Annotated in this window: 15 protein-coding genes; 12 read left to right on the top strand and 3 right to left on the bottom strand. The window is 75.5% G+C overall.

Going from position 1 to position 14,424, the window contains the following annotated elements:
- The first annotated feature begins 456 nt into the window (after window positions 1-456).
- Window positions 457-1,188: a 1-acyl-sn-glycerol-3-phosphate acyltransferase gene (locus QC029_RS17840; protein ID WP_279556682.1), complete on the top strand. Its 732-nt coding sequence runs from the start codon at window positions 457-459 to the stop codon at window positions 1,186-1,188.
- 153 nt (window positions 1,189-1,341) lie between these two features.
- On the opposite strand, the gene QC029_RS17835 is transcribed toward QC029_RS17840, so the two are convergent.
- Window positions 1,342-1,647, bottom strand: a complete 306-nt coding sequence (locus tag QC029_RS17835; RefSeq protein WP_279556681.1) for a type II toxin-antitoxin system Phd/YefM family antitoxin — start codon at window positions 1,645-1,647, stop codon at window positions 1,342-1,344.
- 92 nt (window positions 1,648-1,739) lie between these two features.
- On the opposite strand from QC029_RS17835, the gene QC029_RS17830 reads away from it, so the two are divergent.
- The 3 genes from QC029_RS17830 to QC029_RS17820 all read left to right on the top strand — a co-directional run bounded on the left by QC029_RS17830 (window position 1,740) and on the right by QC029_RS17820 (window position 3,312).
- Complete coding sequence (locus QC029_RS17830; protein ID WP_279556680.1) at window positions 1,740-2,387, top strand: ATP-dependent Clp protease proteolytic subunit; 648 nt, start codon at window positions 1,740-1,742, stop codon at window positions 2,385-2,387.
- Between the two features lie 17 nt (window positions 2,388-2,404).
- The gene (locus QC029_RS17825) at window positions 2,405-2,713 is read left to right on the top strand and encodes a hypothetical protein (RefSeq protein ID WP_279556679.1); all 309 of its coding nucleotides are present in this window, start codon (window positions 2,405-2,407) and stop codon (window positions 2,711-2,713) included.
- Between the two features lie 83 nt (window positions 2,714-2,796).
- Window positions 2,797-3,312 (top strand): DUF6328 family protein, encoded by a 516-nt coding sequence (locus tag QC029_RS17820; RefSeq protein WP_279556678.1) that lies wholly within the window; start codon window positions 2,797-2,799, stop codon window positions 3,310-3,312.
- Window positions 3,313-3,630: 318 nt separating this feature from the next.
- Here QC029_RS17820 and QC029_RS17815 read toward each other — a convergent pair whose 3' ends face one another.
- Together QC029_RS17815 and QC029_RS17810 are read right to left on the bottom strand one after the other, a co-directional pair.
- Window positions 3,631-4,068, bottom strand: a complete 438-nt coding sequence (locus QC029_RS17815) for an anti-sigma regulatory factor (RefSeq protein WP_279556677.1) — start codon at window positions 4,066-4,068, stop codon at window positions 3,631-3,633.
- A 272-nt stretch (window positions 4,069-4,340) separates the two neighbouring features.
- Entirely contained in the window at window positions 4,341-5,513 is a 1,173-nt protein-coding gene (locus QC029_RS17810; RefSeq protein ID WP_279556676.1) for an 8-amino-7-oxononanoate synthase, read from the bottom strand.
- Between the two features lie 150 nt (window positions 5,514-5,663).
- Here QC029_RS17810 and bioB point away from each other — a divergent pair, with 150 nt between their 5' ends.
- The 8 genes from bioB to QC029_RS17770 all read left to right on the top strand — a co-directional run bounded on the left by bioB (window position 5,664) and on the right by QC029_RS17770 (window position 14,362).
- On the top strand, window positions 5,664-6,875 hold the full coding sequence (bioB, locus tag QC029_RS17805; RefSeq protein WP_279556675.1) for a biotin synthase BioB: 1,212 nt from the start codon (window positions 5,664-5,666) through the stop codon (window positions 6,873-6,875).
- Window positions 6,868-8,214: an adenosylmethionine--8-amino-7-oxononanoate transaminase gene (locus QC029_RS17800; protein ID WP_279556674.1), complete on the top strand. Its 1,347-nt coding sequence runs from the start codon at window positions 6,868-6,870 to the stop codon at window positions 8,212-8,214. The genes bioB and QC029_RS17800 overlap by 8 nt, the downstream gene beginning before the upstream one ends.
- Before the next feature lie 80 nt (window positions 8,215-8,294).
- Entirely contained in the window at window positions 8,295-9,005 is a 711-nt protein-coding gene (bioD, locus tag QC029_RS17795; RefSeq protein WP_279556673.1) for a dethiobiotin synthase, read from the top strand.
- Between the two features lie 66 nt (window positions 9,006-9,071).
- Window positions 9,072-9,737, top strand: a complete 666-nt coding sequence (locus QC029_RS17790) for a class I SAM-dependent methyltransferase (protein WP_279556672.1) — start codon at window positions 9,072-9,074, stop codon at window positions 9,735-9,737.
- Between the two features lie 313 nt (window positions 9,738-10,050).
- Window positions 10,051-10,830, top strand: coding sequence for an ABC transporter ATP-binding protein (locus QC029_RS17785; protein WP_279556671.1), 780 nt, complete (start codon window positions 10,051-10,053; stop codon window positions 10,828-10,830).
- A gap of 298 nt (window positions 10,831-11,128) precedes the next feature.
- Window positions 11,129-11,614, top strand: coding sequence for a GNAT family N-acetyltransferase (locus tag QC029_RS17780; protein WP_279556670.1), 486 nt, complete (start codon window positions 11,129-11,131; stop codon window positions 11,612-11,614).
- A gap of 259 nt (window positions 11,615-11,873) precedes the next feature.
- Window positions 11,874-13,358, top strand: a complete 1,485-nt coding sequence (locus QC029_RS17775) for a hemolysin family protein (protein ID WP_279556669.1) — start codon at window positions 11,874-11,876, stop codon at window positions 13,356-13,358.
- Window positions 13,355-14,362: a hemolysin family protein gene (locus QC029_RS17770; RefSeq protein ID WP_279556668.1), complete on the top strand. Its 1,008-nt coding sequence runs from the start codon at window positions 13,355-13,357 to the stop codon at window positions 14,360-14,362. The genes QC029_RS17775 and QC029_RS17770 overlap by 4 nt, the downstream gene beginning before the upstream one ends.
- The last annotated feature ends 62 nt before the right edge of the window (window positions 14,363-14,424 follow it).

Below are 14,424 nucleotides of genomic sequence, written 5' to 3'. Positions count from 1 at the left end.
CAACGCCGAGAGCACCTGCACCTCCAGCTCCCCCTGACCGCGGCGGCGCGCACGGGGCCGCCGCGGCTGCCCGGTCTCCTCCTGCTCCACCCTGCCGTCTCCCTCCAGCCCCGGCCCCGTCGCATCGGCCGGGCCGGCCGTACATCGTAAGCGAGTGGCCCGCCGGGCGCGGGCGGAATCCTCCCGGGCGCGGCCGGGGTGCGACCGGGGCGCGACCGGTCCCTCCGTCCCGGTCGCCGGAGGCCGGGCGTCTGCGACGGCAATGGGCGGGTAAGCGTCACACGTAGGACAGAATGAGTTGACGAACCGTCATGGAAGCCAGTGCCGGGTCGGTGCGAGTCCGGTCAGGGGTGGTCACACGCGGCGGGACCCCCTCTGCGCCACGCCCCTCGGCCCGTCGTCCGATCCGCCGAAACGCAGCTCAGGGGGCCGCCCGGTGGAGTAGGGAGCCAGTCCGTGTTCTACTACGTGCTCAAGTACGTCCTGCTGGGCCCGCTGCTGCGGCTGCTGTTCAGGCCCCGGATCGAGGGCCTGGAGAACGTTCCGGACGAGGGCGCGGCGATCATCGCCGGAAACCACCTGTCGTTCTCCGACCATTTCCTGATGCCCGCGATCCTCGGGCGGCGCATCACCTTCCTGGCCAAGGCGGAGTACTTCACGGGCCCGGGGCTGAAGGGCAGGCTGACCGCGGCCTTCTTCCGGAGCGTGGGGCAGATCCCGGTGGACCGCTCGGGCCGGGGCGCCGGCCGGGCGGCGGTCGAGGAGGGGCTGCGGGTGCTGCGCAGGGGGGAACTGCTGGGCATCTACCCCGAGGGCACCCGGTCGCACGACGGGCGGCTGTACCGGGGCCGAGTCGGCGTGGCCTCCATGGCGCTCCGGGCGGGGGTGCCGGTGGTCCCGTGCGCCATGGTGGGCACGTTCGAGATCCAGCCGCCGGGGCGGGTGCTGCCGAAGATCGGACGGGTGACCATCCGCTTCGGCGAGCCGCTGGACTTCTCGCGCTTCGCGAACCTGCACGACGAGCGCACGGTGCTGCGCGCGGTCACCGACGAGATCATGTACGCGATCATGAACCTGTCCGGCCAGGAGTACGTGGACCTGTACGCCCCCGACGCCAAGGCCGCGCAGGCCGCCGCCCGGAGGAACGACGACGGCGCGAATCCGGCGCCGGGGAACGCCGCGCCGTAGGACGTCACGGCCCGGCGGTCCGCGACGGCCGGGGGCGGCGGCCGGGGTCCCGGTACGGGGGCGACGGCCGCGCTACCGCCCACCGCCGCCGTCTGCCCGTCCAAGCCGCCGCCGGAGCCGACCGGACTCGTCGGCCGGCGCCCCGTCCGCGCTCTACACGCCCCGGTGACCCGGGCGGCGGTCCCCGGCGGAGGGGCCGGGGTGGTGCGCCGCGATGCCGAAGCGGCCGCGTTCGCCGGGAGCGGACGGCGCCTCCCGCACGGCCGAGACCGTACTGATCACCCCGTCCCGCTCGGCGGCGTCCTGCTGCTCGAGTCGTTCCAGGTCAGCGGCGGTCACCAGGGCCACCAACGGCTTTCCGTGGCGCGTCACCACCACCCGCTCGCCCCCGTACACCACCCGGTTGATCAGATCGGCGAGCTCCGCACGGGCTTGCGTCACCGGAATTTCGTAGGCCATGCTCCCAGCATAACCAGATGTACGTCCTGTACATTTTGTACGTGAGCCGTGTGCGGGACGCCTCGCCGAACCCACGGAGGGACACCACCGCCATGCACCGACACGCCGCCCGGCCGACCGCCCGCCACGTCCTGCCCGAGTTCACCGAGCGGACCAGCGGCGGCGTCCGGACCCTGGACCCCTACTCCAAGCTCCTGGAAGAGCGCATCGTCTTCCTCGGCACCCCGATCGACGACACCTCCGCCAACGACGTCATGGCGCAGCTCGTCCACCTCGAACACGCCGCGCCCGAGCGGGACATCTCGCTCTACATCAACTCCCCCGGCGGTTCCTTCACCGCGATGACCGCGATCTACGACACCATGCGGTTCGTCTCCTGCGACATCGAGACCGTGTGCCTGGGGCAGGCGGCCTCCGCCGCGGCCGTGCTGCTCGCGGCGGGCGCCCCCGGCAAGCGCCTGGCCCTGCCCGGGGCGCGCGTCATGATCCACCAGCCCTCCCTCCCCGAACCCGTCCGGGGACAGGCCGGGGACCTGGAGATCCAGGCCGGGGAGATGCTGCGCACGCGGGAGAAGCTGGAGGAGATGCTGGCCGAGCACACGGGGCAGCCGCTGGAGCGCGTCCGGCGCGACGTCGAGCGGGACACGTTCCTCGACGCCCGGGGCGCGGTGGCCTACGGCCTCGTGGACCGGCTGACCGCCGACCGCAAGGGGCTCCGCGCGGCGCGCGCGCCGAGGTGAGGGACGAGGTGGGAGGAGTGCTGCCTCCGGAACTGCCGCCCCTGCCCGCCCTGACCCGGGCCGAGGGCGAACTGGTCGACCGTTACCTGGAGGTGGTCGACCAGCTGGGCCGGATCAACCCCGCGCGGGGGCGCGACACCTACGGGGCCCTGCGCGCCGCCCAGGCCCTGGTCGGCAGGGCGACGGCGCTGCGGGACGCGCTGACGGTGATGTACGAGCGCGGTGAGACCGAGGTCCACGCGCGCACCCTGGCGCGGGCGCTGGGCGTACTGGACGGCCGGCGGCGCGCGGACCTGGTCGGGCTCCCGCCGGAGCCGGAGGGCTGAGGCGGGACGGCGGGGCGGGCGGACCGGGAGCCGTACCGGACCGGCGGCGACTGATCCGCCCCCGGACGGCAACACCGGACCGCATGACCGACCGCCACGAGACCCCCCTGGAACGCGCCGACCGCAACTTCGTCGAACTGCTGCAGGAGCTGCGGGTCATCCAGACGGGCGTCCAGATCCTCTTCGCCTTCCTCCTCACGCTCGCCTTCACCCAGCGCTTCACCGGCCTGGACTCGGTGCAGCGCGGCACTTACGTCACCACGCTGCTGCTGGCCGTCGTCGCGACCATCCTCTTCACGGCCCCGGCCGCGCTGCACCGGGCACTGTTCCGACGCGGGGCCAAGCGGCTGCTCGTCGACGTGTCCTCGCGGCTGGCCGGGATCGGGCTCGTCGTGCTCGCCCTCGCGCTGGCCGGGGCCGTGCTGCTGGTGGTGGACGTGGTGCTGGGAAGGGCCGCGGGGATCGCGGTGACGGCGTGCGTGCTCCTGTTCTGCGCGGTGGTGTGGGCGCTGCTGCCCCTCGGACTGCGCCGGAAGGTGGCCAGGGAACGGGAACGCGCGGCGGAACCGCCCCCGGGGCGGCCGACGGGACACCGGTGAGCCCGACGGGCGCGAAGGGGGCGGCGGGCCGGGGAAGGAGGGCGGAGAAGAAGGGGAACCGGGCCCTGGGACCGGGCACGCGGGTGGGATGCCCTCGCGCGCCCCCGCGTGCGGGCGCCGCCGGCCGTGAACTCCCGTCAGCGGGGGGAGGCGGGGTTGGCCCGGGTGCGCGTGGGGCGGTGCGCCGCGGGTCTCCGGGGTGCGCGCCGGTGTGCGTACCGGTGCGCGCGCCGGCCGGGACGGGGCCGGGACGGCCGGACCGGCCTCGGCGGAGGCCCCGGGAGGAGGAGGATGGGAGGACAGGGGGATGGGGTGGGATCAGGCCGGTGCGGCCCGCCGGGGCAGGGTGATCCAGACGGTCTTGCCCCCCTCCTCGGTGGGCACGACGGTGAGGCTGCCGCCCGACTCGGCGGCGAGGCAGCGGATGATGACCATGCCGCGGCCGTTGTCCTGCTGGACGGCGGCGGGCAGCCGTCGCGGCCAGCGCGGATGGCTGTCGGTCACCCCGAGCCGGAGCGTCTCGTCGCGTTCCAGCCGGATGTCGACGGTGAAGGTGGGCGACTGGCCGAAGGTGTGCTGGACGGCGTTGGTCGCCAGTTCGGAGACGATGAGCCGGACGGTGTCCGCCAGATCGTTTCCGCTGATCCCACCTGCGACGCCCCACTCGGCGAGCGTGTCCGTGACGTATCTGCGCGCGGCCGTGACCGAGGCCGGGGCGCTCGGAAGGGTGACGGACGCTTCTTGGTGATCTGCCATGGCGAGCCTCGTCCCTTTCCCACCGGGGCGGGACTCCGGCGAGGTGCCGGGCAGTGGAGACGGAGCCGCCCTCGGATGGCTGCTTCGCGCCAGAGTGCCACCATGCCGACGCCGATGCGGCCGATCCCCCGACATGTGCCGGTTTCTGTCGCTCGAAGCGGTGAACTCTTCGCCGGGCACGCGTTATTGGCGTGACCGCCCCGTACGGGGCCCTCCGGCGCGGCCCGGTGGGACTCCGGTACGGGCGCGGCACGGCCCCGGCGAGCTCCCGGTCAGACGCCCGGCCGGGCGGGCGGCGCGGTACGCGCGACGGCGGCGGCCGCCGCGTCCAGTTCGGCCTCCGTCAGGTCGGCGCGGGCGGTCAGCCGCAGCCGGGAGACCCCGTCGGGCACCGACGGCGGCCGGAAGCAGCCGACGGCCAGCCCGGCGGCGCGGCAGTCGGCGGCCCAGCGCACGGCCGCCTCCGGCGAGGGGGCGCGTACGGACACCACGGCGGCGTCCGGGCGGGTGGCGTCCAGACCGGCGTCCGCCAGCCGTCCGTACAGTCCCGCCGCGACCTCGCGGACGCGGGCGGCACGGCCGGGTTCGGCGCGCAGCAGCCGCAGTGCCGCGAGGGCGGCGCCGGCGGCGGCCGGGGCGAGGCCGGTGTCGAAGACGAAGGTGCGGGCGGTGTTGACCAGGTGGTCGATCACCCGGGCCGGCCCGAGGACGGCGCCGCCCTGGCTGCCGAGCGACTTCGACAGCGTGACGGTGGCCACCACGCCCGGCTCGCCCGCCAGTCCCGCGGCGTGGAGGGCGCCCCGGCCGCCGTCGCCCAGGACGCCGAGGCCGTGCGCGTCGTCCACCAGCAGCGCGGCCGCGCCGTCCCGGCAGACGGCGGCCAGTTCGGCCAGCGGCGCGGCGTCGCCGTCGACGGAGAAGACGGCGTCGGTGACGGCCACGGCCCGGCCGCCGAAGCCCTCGAGCGCCTTGCGCACGGCACCGGGGTCGGCGTGCGGGACGACGGCGGTCTCGGCGCGGGACAGACGGCAGCCGTCGATCAGGGAGGCGTGGTTGGCGGCGTCGGAGACCACCAGGGTGCCGCGGTCGGTCAGCGCCGTGACGGCGGCGAGGTTGGCCGCGTAGCCGGAGGAGAACACCAGGGCGGCCTCGAAGCCGCAGAAGTCGGCGAGTTCCGCCTCCAGTTCGGTGTGCAGCTCGGTGGTGCCGGTGACCAGGCGGGAGCCGGTGGCGCCCGCGCCCCAGCGGCGGGCGGCGGACTCGGCGGCGGCGACGACGCCGGGGTGCCGGGCCAGGCCCAGGTAGTCGTTGCCGGCCAGGTCGAGCAGGGAGGAGTCGGCCGGGCGGGGGCGCAGGGAGCGCACCAGACCGGCGCGGCGGCGCCGTTCACGCTCCTCCTCGATCCAGTCGAACGGGTCCGGAGTGCTGCGGTGCTCCTGCGGCATGGCGGGCCGTCCCTCGCCTTCTGTCGGTTCCGCCCAAAGGTAGTCGTGGACGGACCCGTACAGGGTGTGGCGATACACACACCTTCCATCCGCCCGGTTGTGGGGGTTCGTCCTTGGCCGCGGGCGGCCGTGTAGGACAGGATCTGCGCCATGGACCTGCTGAAGACGCTGGTGGACAAGGGGCTGCGGCGCGAGCTGCCCACGCGCGACGAGGCGCTGGCCGTACTGGCCACGTCCGACGACGAACTCCTGGATGTGGTGGCCGCGGCCGGGAGGGTGCGGCGCCAGTGGTTCGGCCGGCGGGTGAAGCTCAACTACCTGGTCAACCTGAAGTCCGGGCTGTGCCCGGAGGACTGCTCGTACTGCTCGCAGCGGCTGGGCTCGAAGGCGGACATCCTCAAGTACACCTGGCTGAAGCCCGAGGAGGCCGCCGCGGCGGCGGACGCGGGCGTGGCCGGGGGCGCCAAGCGGGTGTGCCTGGTGGCGAGCGGGCGGGGGCCCACCGACCGGGACGTGGCCCGGGTCTCGGAGACCATCGCCGCCATCAAGGAGCGGAACGAGGACGTGGAGGTGTGCGCCTGTCTGGGCCTGCTCTCCGACGGCCAGGCCGAGCGGCTGCGCGAGGCGGGCGCGGACGCCTACAACCACAACCTCAACACCTCCGAGGCGACGTACGGCGACATCACCACCACCCACACCTACGCCGACCGCGTGGAGACGGTCCAGCAGGCGCAGGCGGCCGGGCTGTCGGCCTGCTCCGGGCTGATCGCGGGCATGGGCGAGTCGGACGAGGACCTGGTGGACGTGGTCTTCTCGCTGCGCGCCCTGGACCCGGACTCGGTGCCGGTGAACTTCCTCATCCCCTTCGAGGGGACGCCGCTGGCGAAGGAGTGGAACCTCACGCCGCAGCGGTGCCTGCGCATCCTGGCGATGGTCCGCTTCGTCTGCCCCGACGTGGAGGTCCGGCTGGCGGGCGGGCGCGAGGTGCATCTGAGGTCGATGCAGCCGCTGGCCCTGCACCTGGCCAACTCGATCTTCCTGGGCGACTACCTCACCAGTGAGGGCCAGGCGGGCAAGGCCGACCTGGAGATGATCGCCGACGCCGGTTTCGAGGTGGAGGGCGCCGGGGAGCGGACCCTGCCCCGGCACCGGGCCGACGCGCTCGCCGCGTCCGGCGGCGGCTGCGGCGGGCACGGCGACGGGGGTTGCGGGCCCTGCGGCGGCGGGACCGCCCCGGAGGCGGCCTCCGCGTCCGCCCCGGGCACGGACGCGGAGGCCGCGCCGGTGCCCGGACAGGCCCGTACCGACCTGGTGGCCGTACGGCGGCGGGGCGCGGGCACGGAGCTGCCGCCCAATGCCTGACGCCGGCGCCCCTCTCCTCCCTGCCGCCGCCGATCCCTCCGCGGACTTCCCGCCCGAGCAGCTGCTCGAGCTCGACCGCCGCCACGTCTGGCACCCCTACGGTCCGATGCCGGGCCGCTCCGAGCCGCTGCTCGTCTCCTCGGCGTCCGGTGTCCGGCTGCGGCTGTCCCGGCCGGCGTGGGGGCGCGAGGAGCTGGTCGACGGGATGTCGTCGTGGTGGTCGGCGATCCACGGCTACAACCACCCGGTGCTCAACGACGCGGCGCGCGCCCAGCTGGAGCGGATGAGCCACGTGATGTTCGGCGGGCTCACCCACGAGCCCGCCGTACGGCTGGCCAAGCGGCTGGTGGACATCGCGCCGGAGGGGCTGGAGCACGTCTTCCTCGCCGACTCCGGCTCGGTGTCGGTCGAGGTGGCCGTCAAGATGTGCCTGCAGTACTGGCGTTCGCTCGGCAGGCCGGGCAAGCGGCGGCTGCTGACCTGGCGCGGCGGCTACCACGGGGACACCTGGCAGCCGATGTCGGTGTGCGATCCCGAGGGCGGCATGCACCACCTGTGGTCGGGGGCGCTGCCGCGGCAGGTCTTCGCCGACGCGCCGCCGGACGGCTTCGACGCCGAGCCCGACCCCGCGTACGCGGCGCACCTGCGGGGGCTGGTCGCCGCCCACGCGGAGGAGCTGGCCGCGGTGATCGTGGAGCCGGTGGTGCAGGGCGCGGGCGGGATGCGCTTCCACTCCCCCGGCTACCTGCGGGTGCTGCGCGAGGCGTGCGACGAGCACGGCGTGCTGCTGGTGTTCGACGAGATCGCCACCGGCTTCGGTCGGACGGGCGAGCTGTTCGCGGCCGGCCACGCGGGGGTGGGCCCCGATGTGATGTGCGTCGGCAAGGCGCTCACCGGCGGCTATCTGACGATGGCGGCGACGCTGTGCACCGCCCGGGTGGCGGAGGGCATCTCGCGCGGCGAGGTGCCGGTGCTGGCCCACGGCCCCACCTTCATGGCCAATCCGCTGGCCGCCGCGGTCGCCGGCGCCTCCCTCGAGCTGCTGCTCGGGCAGGACTGGGCGGGCGAGGTCAAGCGGATCGAGGCGGGGCTGCGCGACGGGCTCGCCGGGGCCGCCGCGCTGCCCGGGGTGCGGGACGTCCGCGTGCTGGGGGCGATCGGGGTGGTCCAGCTCGACCACGAGGTGGACATGGCCGCGGCCACCGAGGCGGCGGTGCGCGCGGGCGTGTGGCTGCGGCCGTTCCGCGACCTGGTGTACACCATGCCGCCGTACGTCACCGGCGACGAGGACGTGGCGCGGATCGCGGACGCGGTGTGCGCGGCGGCCCGCGCGGGCTGAGGCGCGGGGTGGCAGGCGGACCGGGGAACGGGCCGGGACGACCGTCCCGGGAATCCGAAGGACCGAGGAGAGGCGCGAACATGTCGGTGCTGGTCGTCACCGGGACGGGCACGGAGGTCGGCAAGACCGTGGTGACGGCGGCGCTGGCCGCCGCCGCGGTGGCGGCGGGCCGCTCGGTGGCCGTGCTCAAACCCGCGCAGACGGGGGTCGCCGAGGGCGAGCCGGGGGACGCGGCCGAGGTGCGGCGGCTGGCGGGCGCGGACGTGACCGCCGTGGAGCTCGCCCGCTATCCCGAGCCGCTGGCGCCCGAGACGGCCGCGCGCCGCGCCGGTCTGCCCTGGGTGCGCCCCGAGGCGGCGGCGGAGACGGCCCGGACGCTGGCCGAGGAGCACGACCTGGTGCTGGTCGAGGGCGCGGGCGGGCTGCTGGTGCGCTTCGACGACCGGGGATCGACCCTCGCGGACGCCGCCCGGCTGCTCGGGGCGCCGGTGCTGGTGGTCGCCGCGGCCGGGCTGGGCACCCTGAACGCCACGGCGCTGACGGCGGAGGCGCTGCGGTCCCGGGGACTGGCGTGCGCCGGGGTGGTGGTCGGGAGCTGGCCGCGCGAGCCCGACCTGGCGGCCCGCTGCAACCTGGCGGACCTCCCGGTGGCGGCGGGCGCGCCTCTGGCGGGGCTGCTGCCGCAGGGGGCGGGCGCGCTGGAGCCCCCGGTGTTCCGCAGGCGGGCCGCCGGCTGGCTCTCCCCGGAGCTGGGCGGCACCTGGACGGGCGCGGACCGGCTCGCGGGGTGAGAATCGACGGGAGCGCCCGCGCGGCGCGGACAGGACCGAGGCGACCGTCCGGCTGGAGGGGTTCCCATGGCAGCCCGCGGCGATCGGAGCACGGGTGACACCGTGCGCCACCCCCTCTTCGCGCGCTTCTACGCCCGCCTCGCCCCGGCGGTGGACGTCCGGGCCGGGGTGGGGGCGCACCGCGCCGAACTGCTGGCCGGACTGGCGGGCCGGGTGGTCGAGGTCGGAGCGGGCAGCGGCCTGAACTTCGGGCGCTACCCGGAGACCGTGCGCGAGGTGGTGGCGGTCGAGCCCGAACCCCGGCTGCGACGGCTGGCGGAGGACGCCGCGGCGCGCGCCGCCGTCCCCGTCTCCGTGGTGCCGGGCACGGCGGAGGAACTCCCCCTGGAGAGCGGGGCGTTCGACGCGGCCGTGATGTCGCTGGTGCTGTGCTCGGTGCGGGACCCCGAGCGCGCCCTGGCGGAGGTCCGGCGGGTGCTGCGGCCGGGCGGCCGGCTGCGCTTCTACGAGCACGTCCGGGCCGCGGGCGCCGGAGCGGCCCTCCTCCAGCGGGCGCTGGACCGCACCGTGTGGCCGCGCCTCTTCGGCGGCTGCCACACCGCGCGGGACACGGTGGGGGCGATCCGGGCGGCGGGCTTCGCCGAGGTGTCCCACCGGCGGCTGAGGGTGCCGGAGAGCGGGGTGCCGACGCCGGTCTCGGCGCTCGTCCTGGGCGGCGCGCGGCGGCCGTGACGCCGCCGGGGGCGAGCAGGGCGCCGGACCGTGACCGTCCGGGGGCGGGGATGCGCCGCGGGGGCCGGAACGGGGCGGCGGCGCGGGGAGACGGCACGGTCACAGGAGACGGCGCGGGAGACGGCGCGGTCGCCGGAGACGGCGCCGATGTCCGGCCGGATCCCGGCCGTGCCCTCCACCGCCACCTCCCTCGTCCCGGGGCGCCGCCTCGGGGTGGTCTCCGTGCCGTCCCGCGGATGGACGGCCGCGCACCGGGTACGGACCTGGTCTCGGCTCCCACGAGGGAGTCGTCCGTCCCGAGCCGGGAGGTGCGGTGTCCACCGAAGCGGAGAAGACGAGCGAGGCGCCGGAGGGCGGGCGGCCCGCCGCCCGGGCCCGTGCGCTGACCAAGACGTACGGCAGCGGCGAGACGGCCGTGGTGGCGCTCGACTCGGTGGACGTCGACATCGCCGAGGGCCGGTTCACGGCGGTGATGGGCCCGTCCGGTTCGGGCAAGTCGACGCTGATGTACTGCCTGGCCGGTCTGGACACGGTCACCGCGGGGAGGGTGTGGATCGGCGACACGGAGGTCACCGGGCTCGGGGACGCGGCGCTGACGCGGCTGCGGCGCGACGGGATCGGCTTCGTGTTCCAGTCCTTCAACCTGCTGCCCACCCTGACGGCCCTGGAGAACATCACGCTGCCCATGGACATCGGGGGCCGCAGGCCGGACCCGCGGTGGCTGGACACGGTGATCGACACCCTCCGGTTGCGGGACCGCCTCGGCCACCGGCCGGCGCAGCTCTCCGGCGGGCAGCAGCAGCGGGTGGCGTGCGCCCGCGCGCTGGCCTCCCGTCCCGAACTGGTCTTCGCCGACGAGCCCACCGGGAACCTCGACTCGCGCTCCGGGCTGGAACTGCTGGGCTTCCTGCGCCGGGCCGTGGACGACCTGGGGCAGACGGTGGTGATGGTGACCCACGACCCGGGCGCCGCGGCCCACGCCGACCTGGTGCTGTTCCTGGCCGACGGACGGATCGTCGACGAGATGCCCGCGCCCACCGCCGAGGCGGTCCTGGAGCGCATGAAGCGGTTCGACCCCGTCCGGCAGTACTGACCGCCCCTCGCCGCCCGCCGGCCGTGTCCCCGACCCGGGCCGTGAGGGGACCGCGTGACACGGCCGTTCCCCCTCGGCGCCGGCCCGGTCGGCGCCGCCGAGGCGGCCGAGCGGGTGCGCGCCCATCGGGAGCGGTACGGCTTCCCCCGCGTCCGCGCGCGTACACCGCGTGCGCGGACGCGTACACGGAGGCCTCCGGGGCCGGTGACCGGGGAACTCCGGAACGGCTGACGCCCCCGGGGTGACCACATGCCGAAACACCCCGCGTCCACCGTCCGGCCGGTGCTGGGATGCCCGTATGGACGATCGTGCGAACGACTCCGGCCTCCGGATCCGGGCGGCGACCGCGGCGGACGTCGACGCCGTGCTGGCGTTCTGGAAGGAGGCCGCCGAGGGGACGAGCATCAGCGACGACCGCGAGGGCGTGGCACGGCTGGTCCGGCGGGACCCGGAGGCGCTGCTGCTGGCGGTGCGCGGCGGGGAGCCGGCGGGTTCGGCGGTCGAGCCGACGGGTCAGGCGGCCGGGCCGGTGGTCGGCTCGGTGATCGCGGGCTTCGACGGCTGGCGGTGCCATCTGTACCGGCTCGCGGTCCATCCGGCGCACCGCCGCCGCGGTGTGGCGTCGGCCCTGCTGGCGGCGGCCGAGGAGCGGTTCGCCGCGCTGGGCGGGCGGCGCGGCGACGCCATGGTGCTCGACCGCAACGAGTCCGCCCACCACGCCTGGCGCGCCGCGGGGTACGCGCCGGAGCCCCAGTGGAGCCGCTGGGTGAAGCCGCTGGGCTGACCGGGGCGGCCCGGCGGCCCCCGGGGAACGTCCGGCGACTCCCGTACGGGCTCGCATACGATGGACAGCCCATCGCGCGTTCCAACCGTCCGGGCCGGCCGCCGCGGCCCCCGGGTCCGGAGCGCGCTTCCGAGAGAAAGGTGTGTGAGCGTCCGCCCATGGGCGAGCCTCCCAGTAGTCCCAGCAGCAGAACCGACCGCGACCGCAGCCATCGAGCGGACCTCCCCGTCTCTCCGGACCACGGGACGGAGGTGACCCGGTGACCGAAGTCCTCCTCCTGCTCCTGGCGCTGCTGCTGACCCTCGCCTGCGCCGTGTTCGTCGCGGCGGAGTTCTCGCTGACCACCGTCGAGCGCGGCGATCTGGAGCGGGCCGTGGAACGCGGCGAGCCGGGCGCGGACAGCGCGCTGAAGGCGGTGCGGTCCCTCACCTTCCAGCTCTCCGGCGCCCAGCTCGGCATCACCGTGACCGGCCTGGTCATCGGCATGCTCGCCGAGCCCTCGACCGCGCGGCTGCTGGCCGGCCCGCTGAACTCGGCCGGGCTGCCGGCCCCGGCGGCGTCCACCGTGGCGCTGGTGCTCGGCACGGCGCTGTCCACCGTGGTGCTGATGGTCGTGGGTGAGCTGGTGCCGAAGAACTGGGCGATCTCCCGGCCGCTGCCGGTCGCCCGCCGGGTCGGCGGCCTGCAGCGCGGCTTCAGCGCCGCCTTCCGGCCGTTGATCACCCACCTGAACAACACCGCCAACCGGGTGCTGCACCGGCTCGGTCTGGAGCCCACCGAGGAGCTGGCCTCGGCCCGCTCGCCGCAGGAGCTGGTCGCGCTCGCGCGCCACTCGGCGAAGGAGGGCGCCCTGGAGGCGGACACCGCGGAGCTGTTCGTCCGCACCATCCGGCTCTCCGAGCTGACCGCGCAGAGTGTGATGACACCGCGCGTCCAGGTCACCGCGCTGGACGAGCACACCTCCGCGGAGGACGTGGCCAACGCCGCCCGGGCGACGGGCCTGTCCCGCTTCCCCGTCTACCGCGGCAACCTCGACACCGTGGTCGGCATCGCCCACGTCAAGGACGTGATCGCCGTTCCCGCCGGCCGCCGCCCCGGCTACCCGGTCACCGGACTGCTGCGCGAGCCGGTGCTCGTGCCGGAGTCGCTGACCGTGGACCGGCTGCTGGACCGGCTGTCGGGGAAGAACAGCATGGCGGTGGTGATCGACGAGTACGGCGGAACGGCCGGGGTCGTCACCCTGGAGGACATCATCGAGGAGGTCGTGGGCGAGGTCCGCGACGAGCACGACCCGCTCCAGACGCCCGACCTGGCCCCGGCGGGCGCGGACGAGGAGGGCCGCACCGTCTACGACGCGGACGGCGCGGCCCGCACCGACCAGCTGGAGGAGATCGGCCTGCGGGCCCCGGACGGCCCGTACGAGACCCTCGCCGGGCTGATCGCCACCGAGCTGGGCCGCATTCCGGCCGTGGGCGACGTCCTCGAGGTCGCCGGCTGGCGGCTGGAGGTCGTGGACGCGACCGGGCGGCGGGCCGCCGGGGTGCGGCTGACCGCCCCGCCCGAGCCCGACGACGGCCATCACCACGGCCGTGACCACGATGGCGATCACGGCCGTGACCACAGCGACGACCAGGACGGCGGCCGGGGCCGGGCCGGGCGCGACCCCGCCGACGGCCATCACGAGGACGCCGGCGGGCACCGCGGCGTCCACGCCGGCGTCCAGGACCGGGAGGTGCGCCGGTGACCGCGATCCAACTGCTGATCGGCCTGCTGACGCTGGTGGCCAACGCCTTCTTCGTGGGCGCGGAGTTCGCGATGATCTCCGTGCGCCGCAGCCAGATCGAGCCGCTCGCCGAGCGCGGCGAGAAGCGGGCGCGCAGCGTGGTGTGGGGCTTGGAGCACGTGTCGGCGCTGATGGCGGCGGCGCAGCTGGGCATCACCCTGTGCACGCTGGTGCTGGGCGTGGTCGCCGAGCCGGCGATCGCGCACCTGCTGGAGCCGGTGTTCCACCTCGCGGGCGTGCCGGAGGGCCTGATCCATCCGATCGCCTTCGTGATCGCGCTGGCGGTGGCGACGTACCTGCACATGCTGTTCGGCGAGATGGTGCCGAAGAACATCGCGCTGGCGGCTCCCGAGCGCGCCGCCCTGCTGCTGGGGCCTCCGCTGGTCGGCCTCACCCGGGCCCTGCGGCCGGTGATCTTCGGTGTCAACGCCCTGGCCAACGGCCTGCTGAAGCTGCTGCGGGTGGAGCCGAAGGACGAGGTCTCGGCGGCCTACTCCGACGACGAGCTGGCCCGGCTGGTGGCGGACTCCAGCGAGGCCGGGCTGCTGGACGAGCGCGCGACGGAGCGGCTGCGCGACGCGCTGGAGCTGGGCCGCCGCCCGGTGGCCGACGTCGTACGGCCCACCGACCGTGTCGTCTACGCCCGGTTCGGCGTCACCCCCGAGGGGCTGGAGCAGCTCTCCGCGCGCAGCGGGTTCTCCCGCTTCCCGGTGGTGGACGGCCAGGGCCGGGCGCTGGGCTACCTGCACGTCAAGGACGCGCTGGACGCCGTGCACCGTGATGTGCCGTTCCCCGTCTCCGCGCTGCGGCCGATCGCCCGGGTGCGGGCGACGACGCCCCTGGACGACGTGCTGGGCGCGATGCGCAGCAGCGGCACCCACCTCGCCGCGGTGATCGGCGTCGACGGACGCGCGGCCGGGCTGGTCACCATGGAGGACGTGCTGCGCGAGCTGGTGGGCCGCTAGCGGCGGGCGGGACCGGTGCGCACCGCGGAAGCGGGCGTACCGAGCGGTCGGTTACCATGTCC

It is taken from the genome of Streptomyces sp. DH37 (assembly GCF_029813835.1).
GTDB lineage: Bacteria > Actinomycetota > Actinomycetes > Streptomycetales > Streptomycetaceae > Streptomyces.
The sequence above is the reverse complement of the archived record's forward strand: the minus strand, read 5'-3'. Positions and strand labels throughout refer to the sequence as shown.

Bases quoted from the DNA above. Each gene is read 5' to 3' on its own strand.
- bioD (WP_279556673.1), top strand. From the start codon at position 8,295: ATGTCGGTGCTGGTCGTCACCGGGACGGGCACGGAGGTCGGCAAGACC.
- QC029_RS17835 (WP_279556681.1), bottom strand. From the start codon at position 1,647: ATGGCCTACGAAATTCCGGTGACGCAAGCCCGTGCGGAGCTCGCCGAT.
- QC029_RS17800 (WP_279556674.1), top strand. From the start codon at position 6,868: ATGCCTGACGCCGGCGCCCCTCTCCTCCCTGCCGCCGCCGATCCCTCC.
- QC029_RS17810 (WP_279556676.1), bottom strand. From the start codon at position 5,513: ATGCCGCAGGAGCACCGCAGCACTCCGGACCCGTTCGACTGGATCGAG.
- QC029_RS17780 (WP_279556670.1), top strand. From the start codon at position 11,129: ATGGACGATCGTGCGAACGACTCCGGCCTCCGGATCCGGGCGGCGACC.
- QC029_RS17790 (WP_279556672.1), top strand. From the start codon at position 9,072: ATGGCAGCCCGCGGCGATCGGAGCACGGGTGACACCGTGCGCCACCCC.
- QC029_RS17830 (WP_279556680.1), top strand. From the start codon at position 1,740: ATGCACCGACACGCCGCCCGGCCGACCGCCCGCCACGTCCTGCCCGAG.
- QC029_RS17815 (WP_279556677.1), bottom strand. From the start codon at position 4,068: ATGGCAGATCACCAAGAAGCGTCCGTCACCCTTCCGAGCGCCCCGGCC.
- QC029_RS17820 (WP_279556678.1), top strand. From the start codon at position 2,797: ATGACCGACCGCCACGAGACCCCCCTGGAACGCGCCGACCGCAACTTC.
- bioB (WP_279556675.1), top strand. From the start codon at position 5,664: ATGGACCTGCTGAAGACGCTGGTGGACAAGGGGCTGCGGCGCGAGCTG.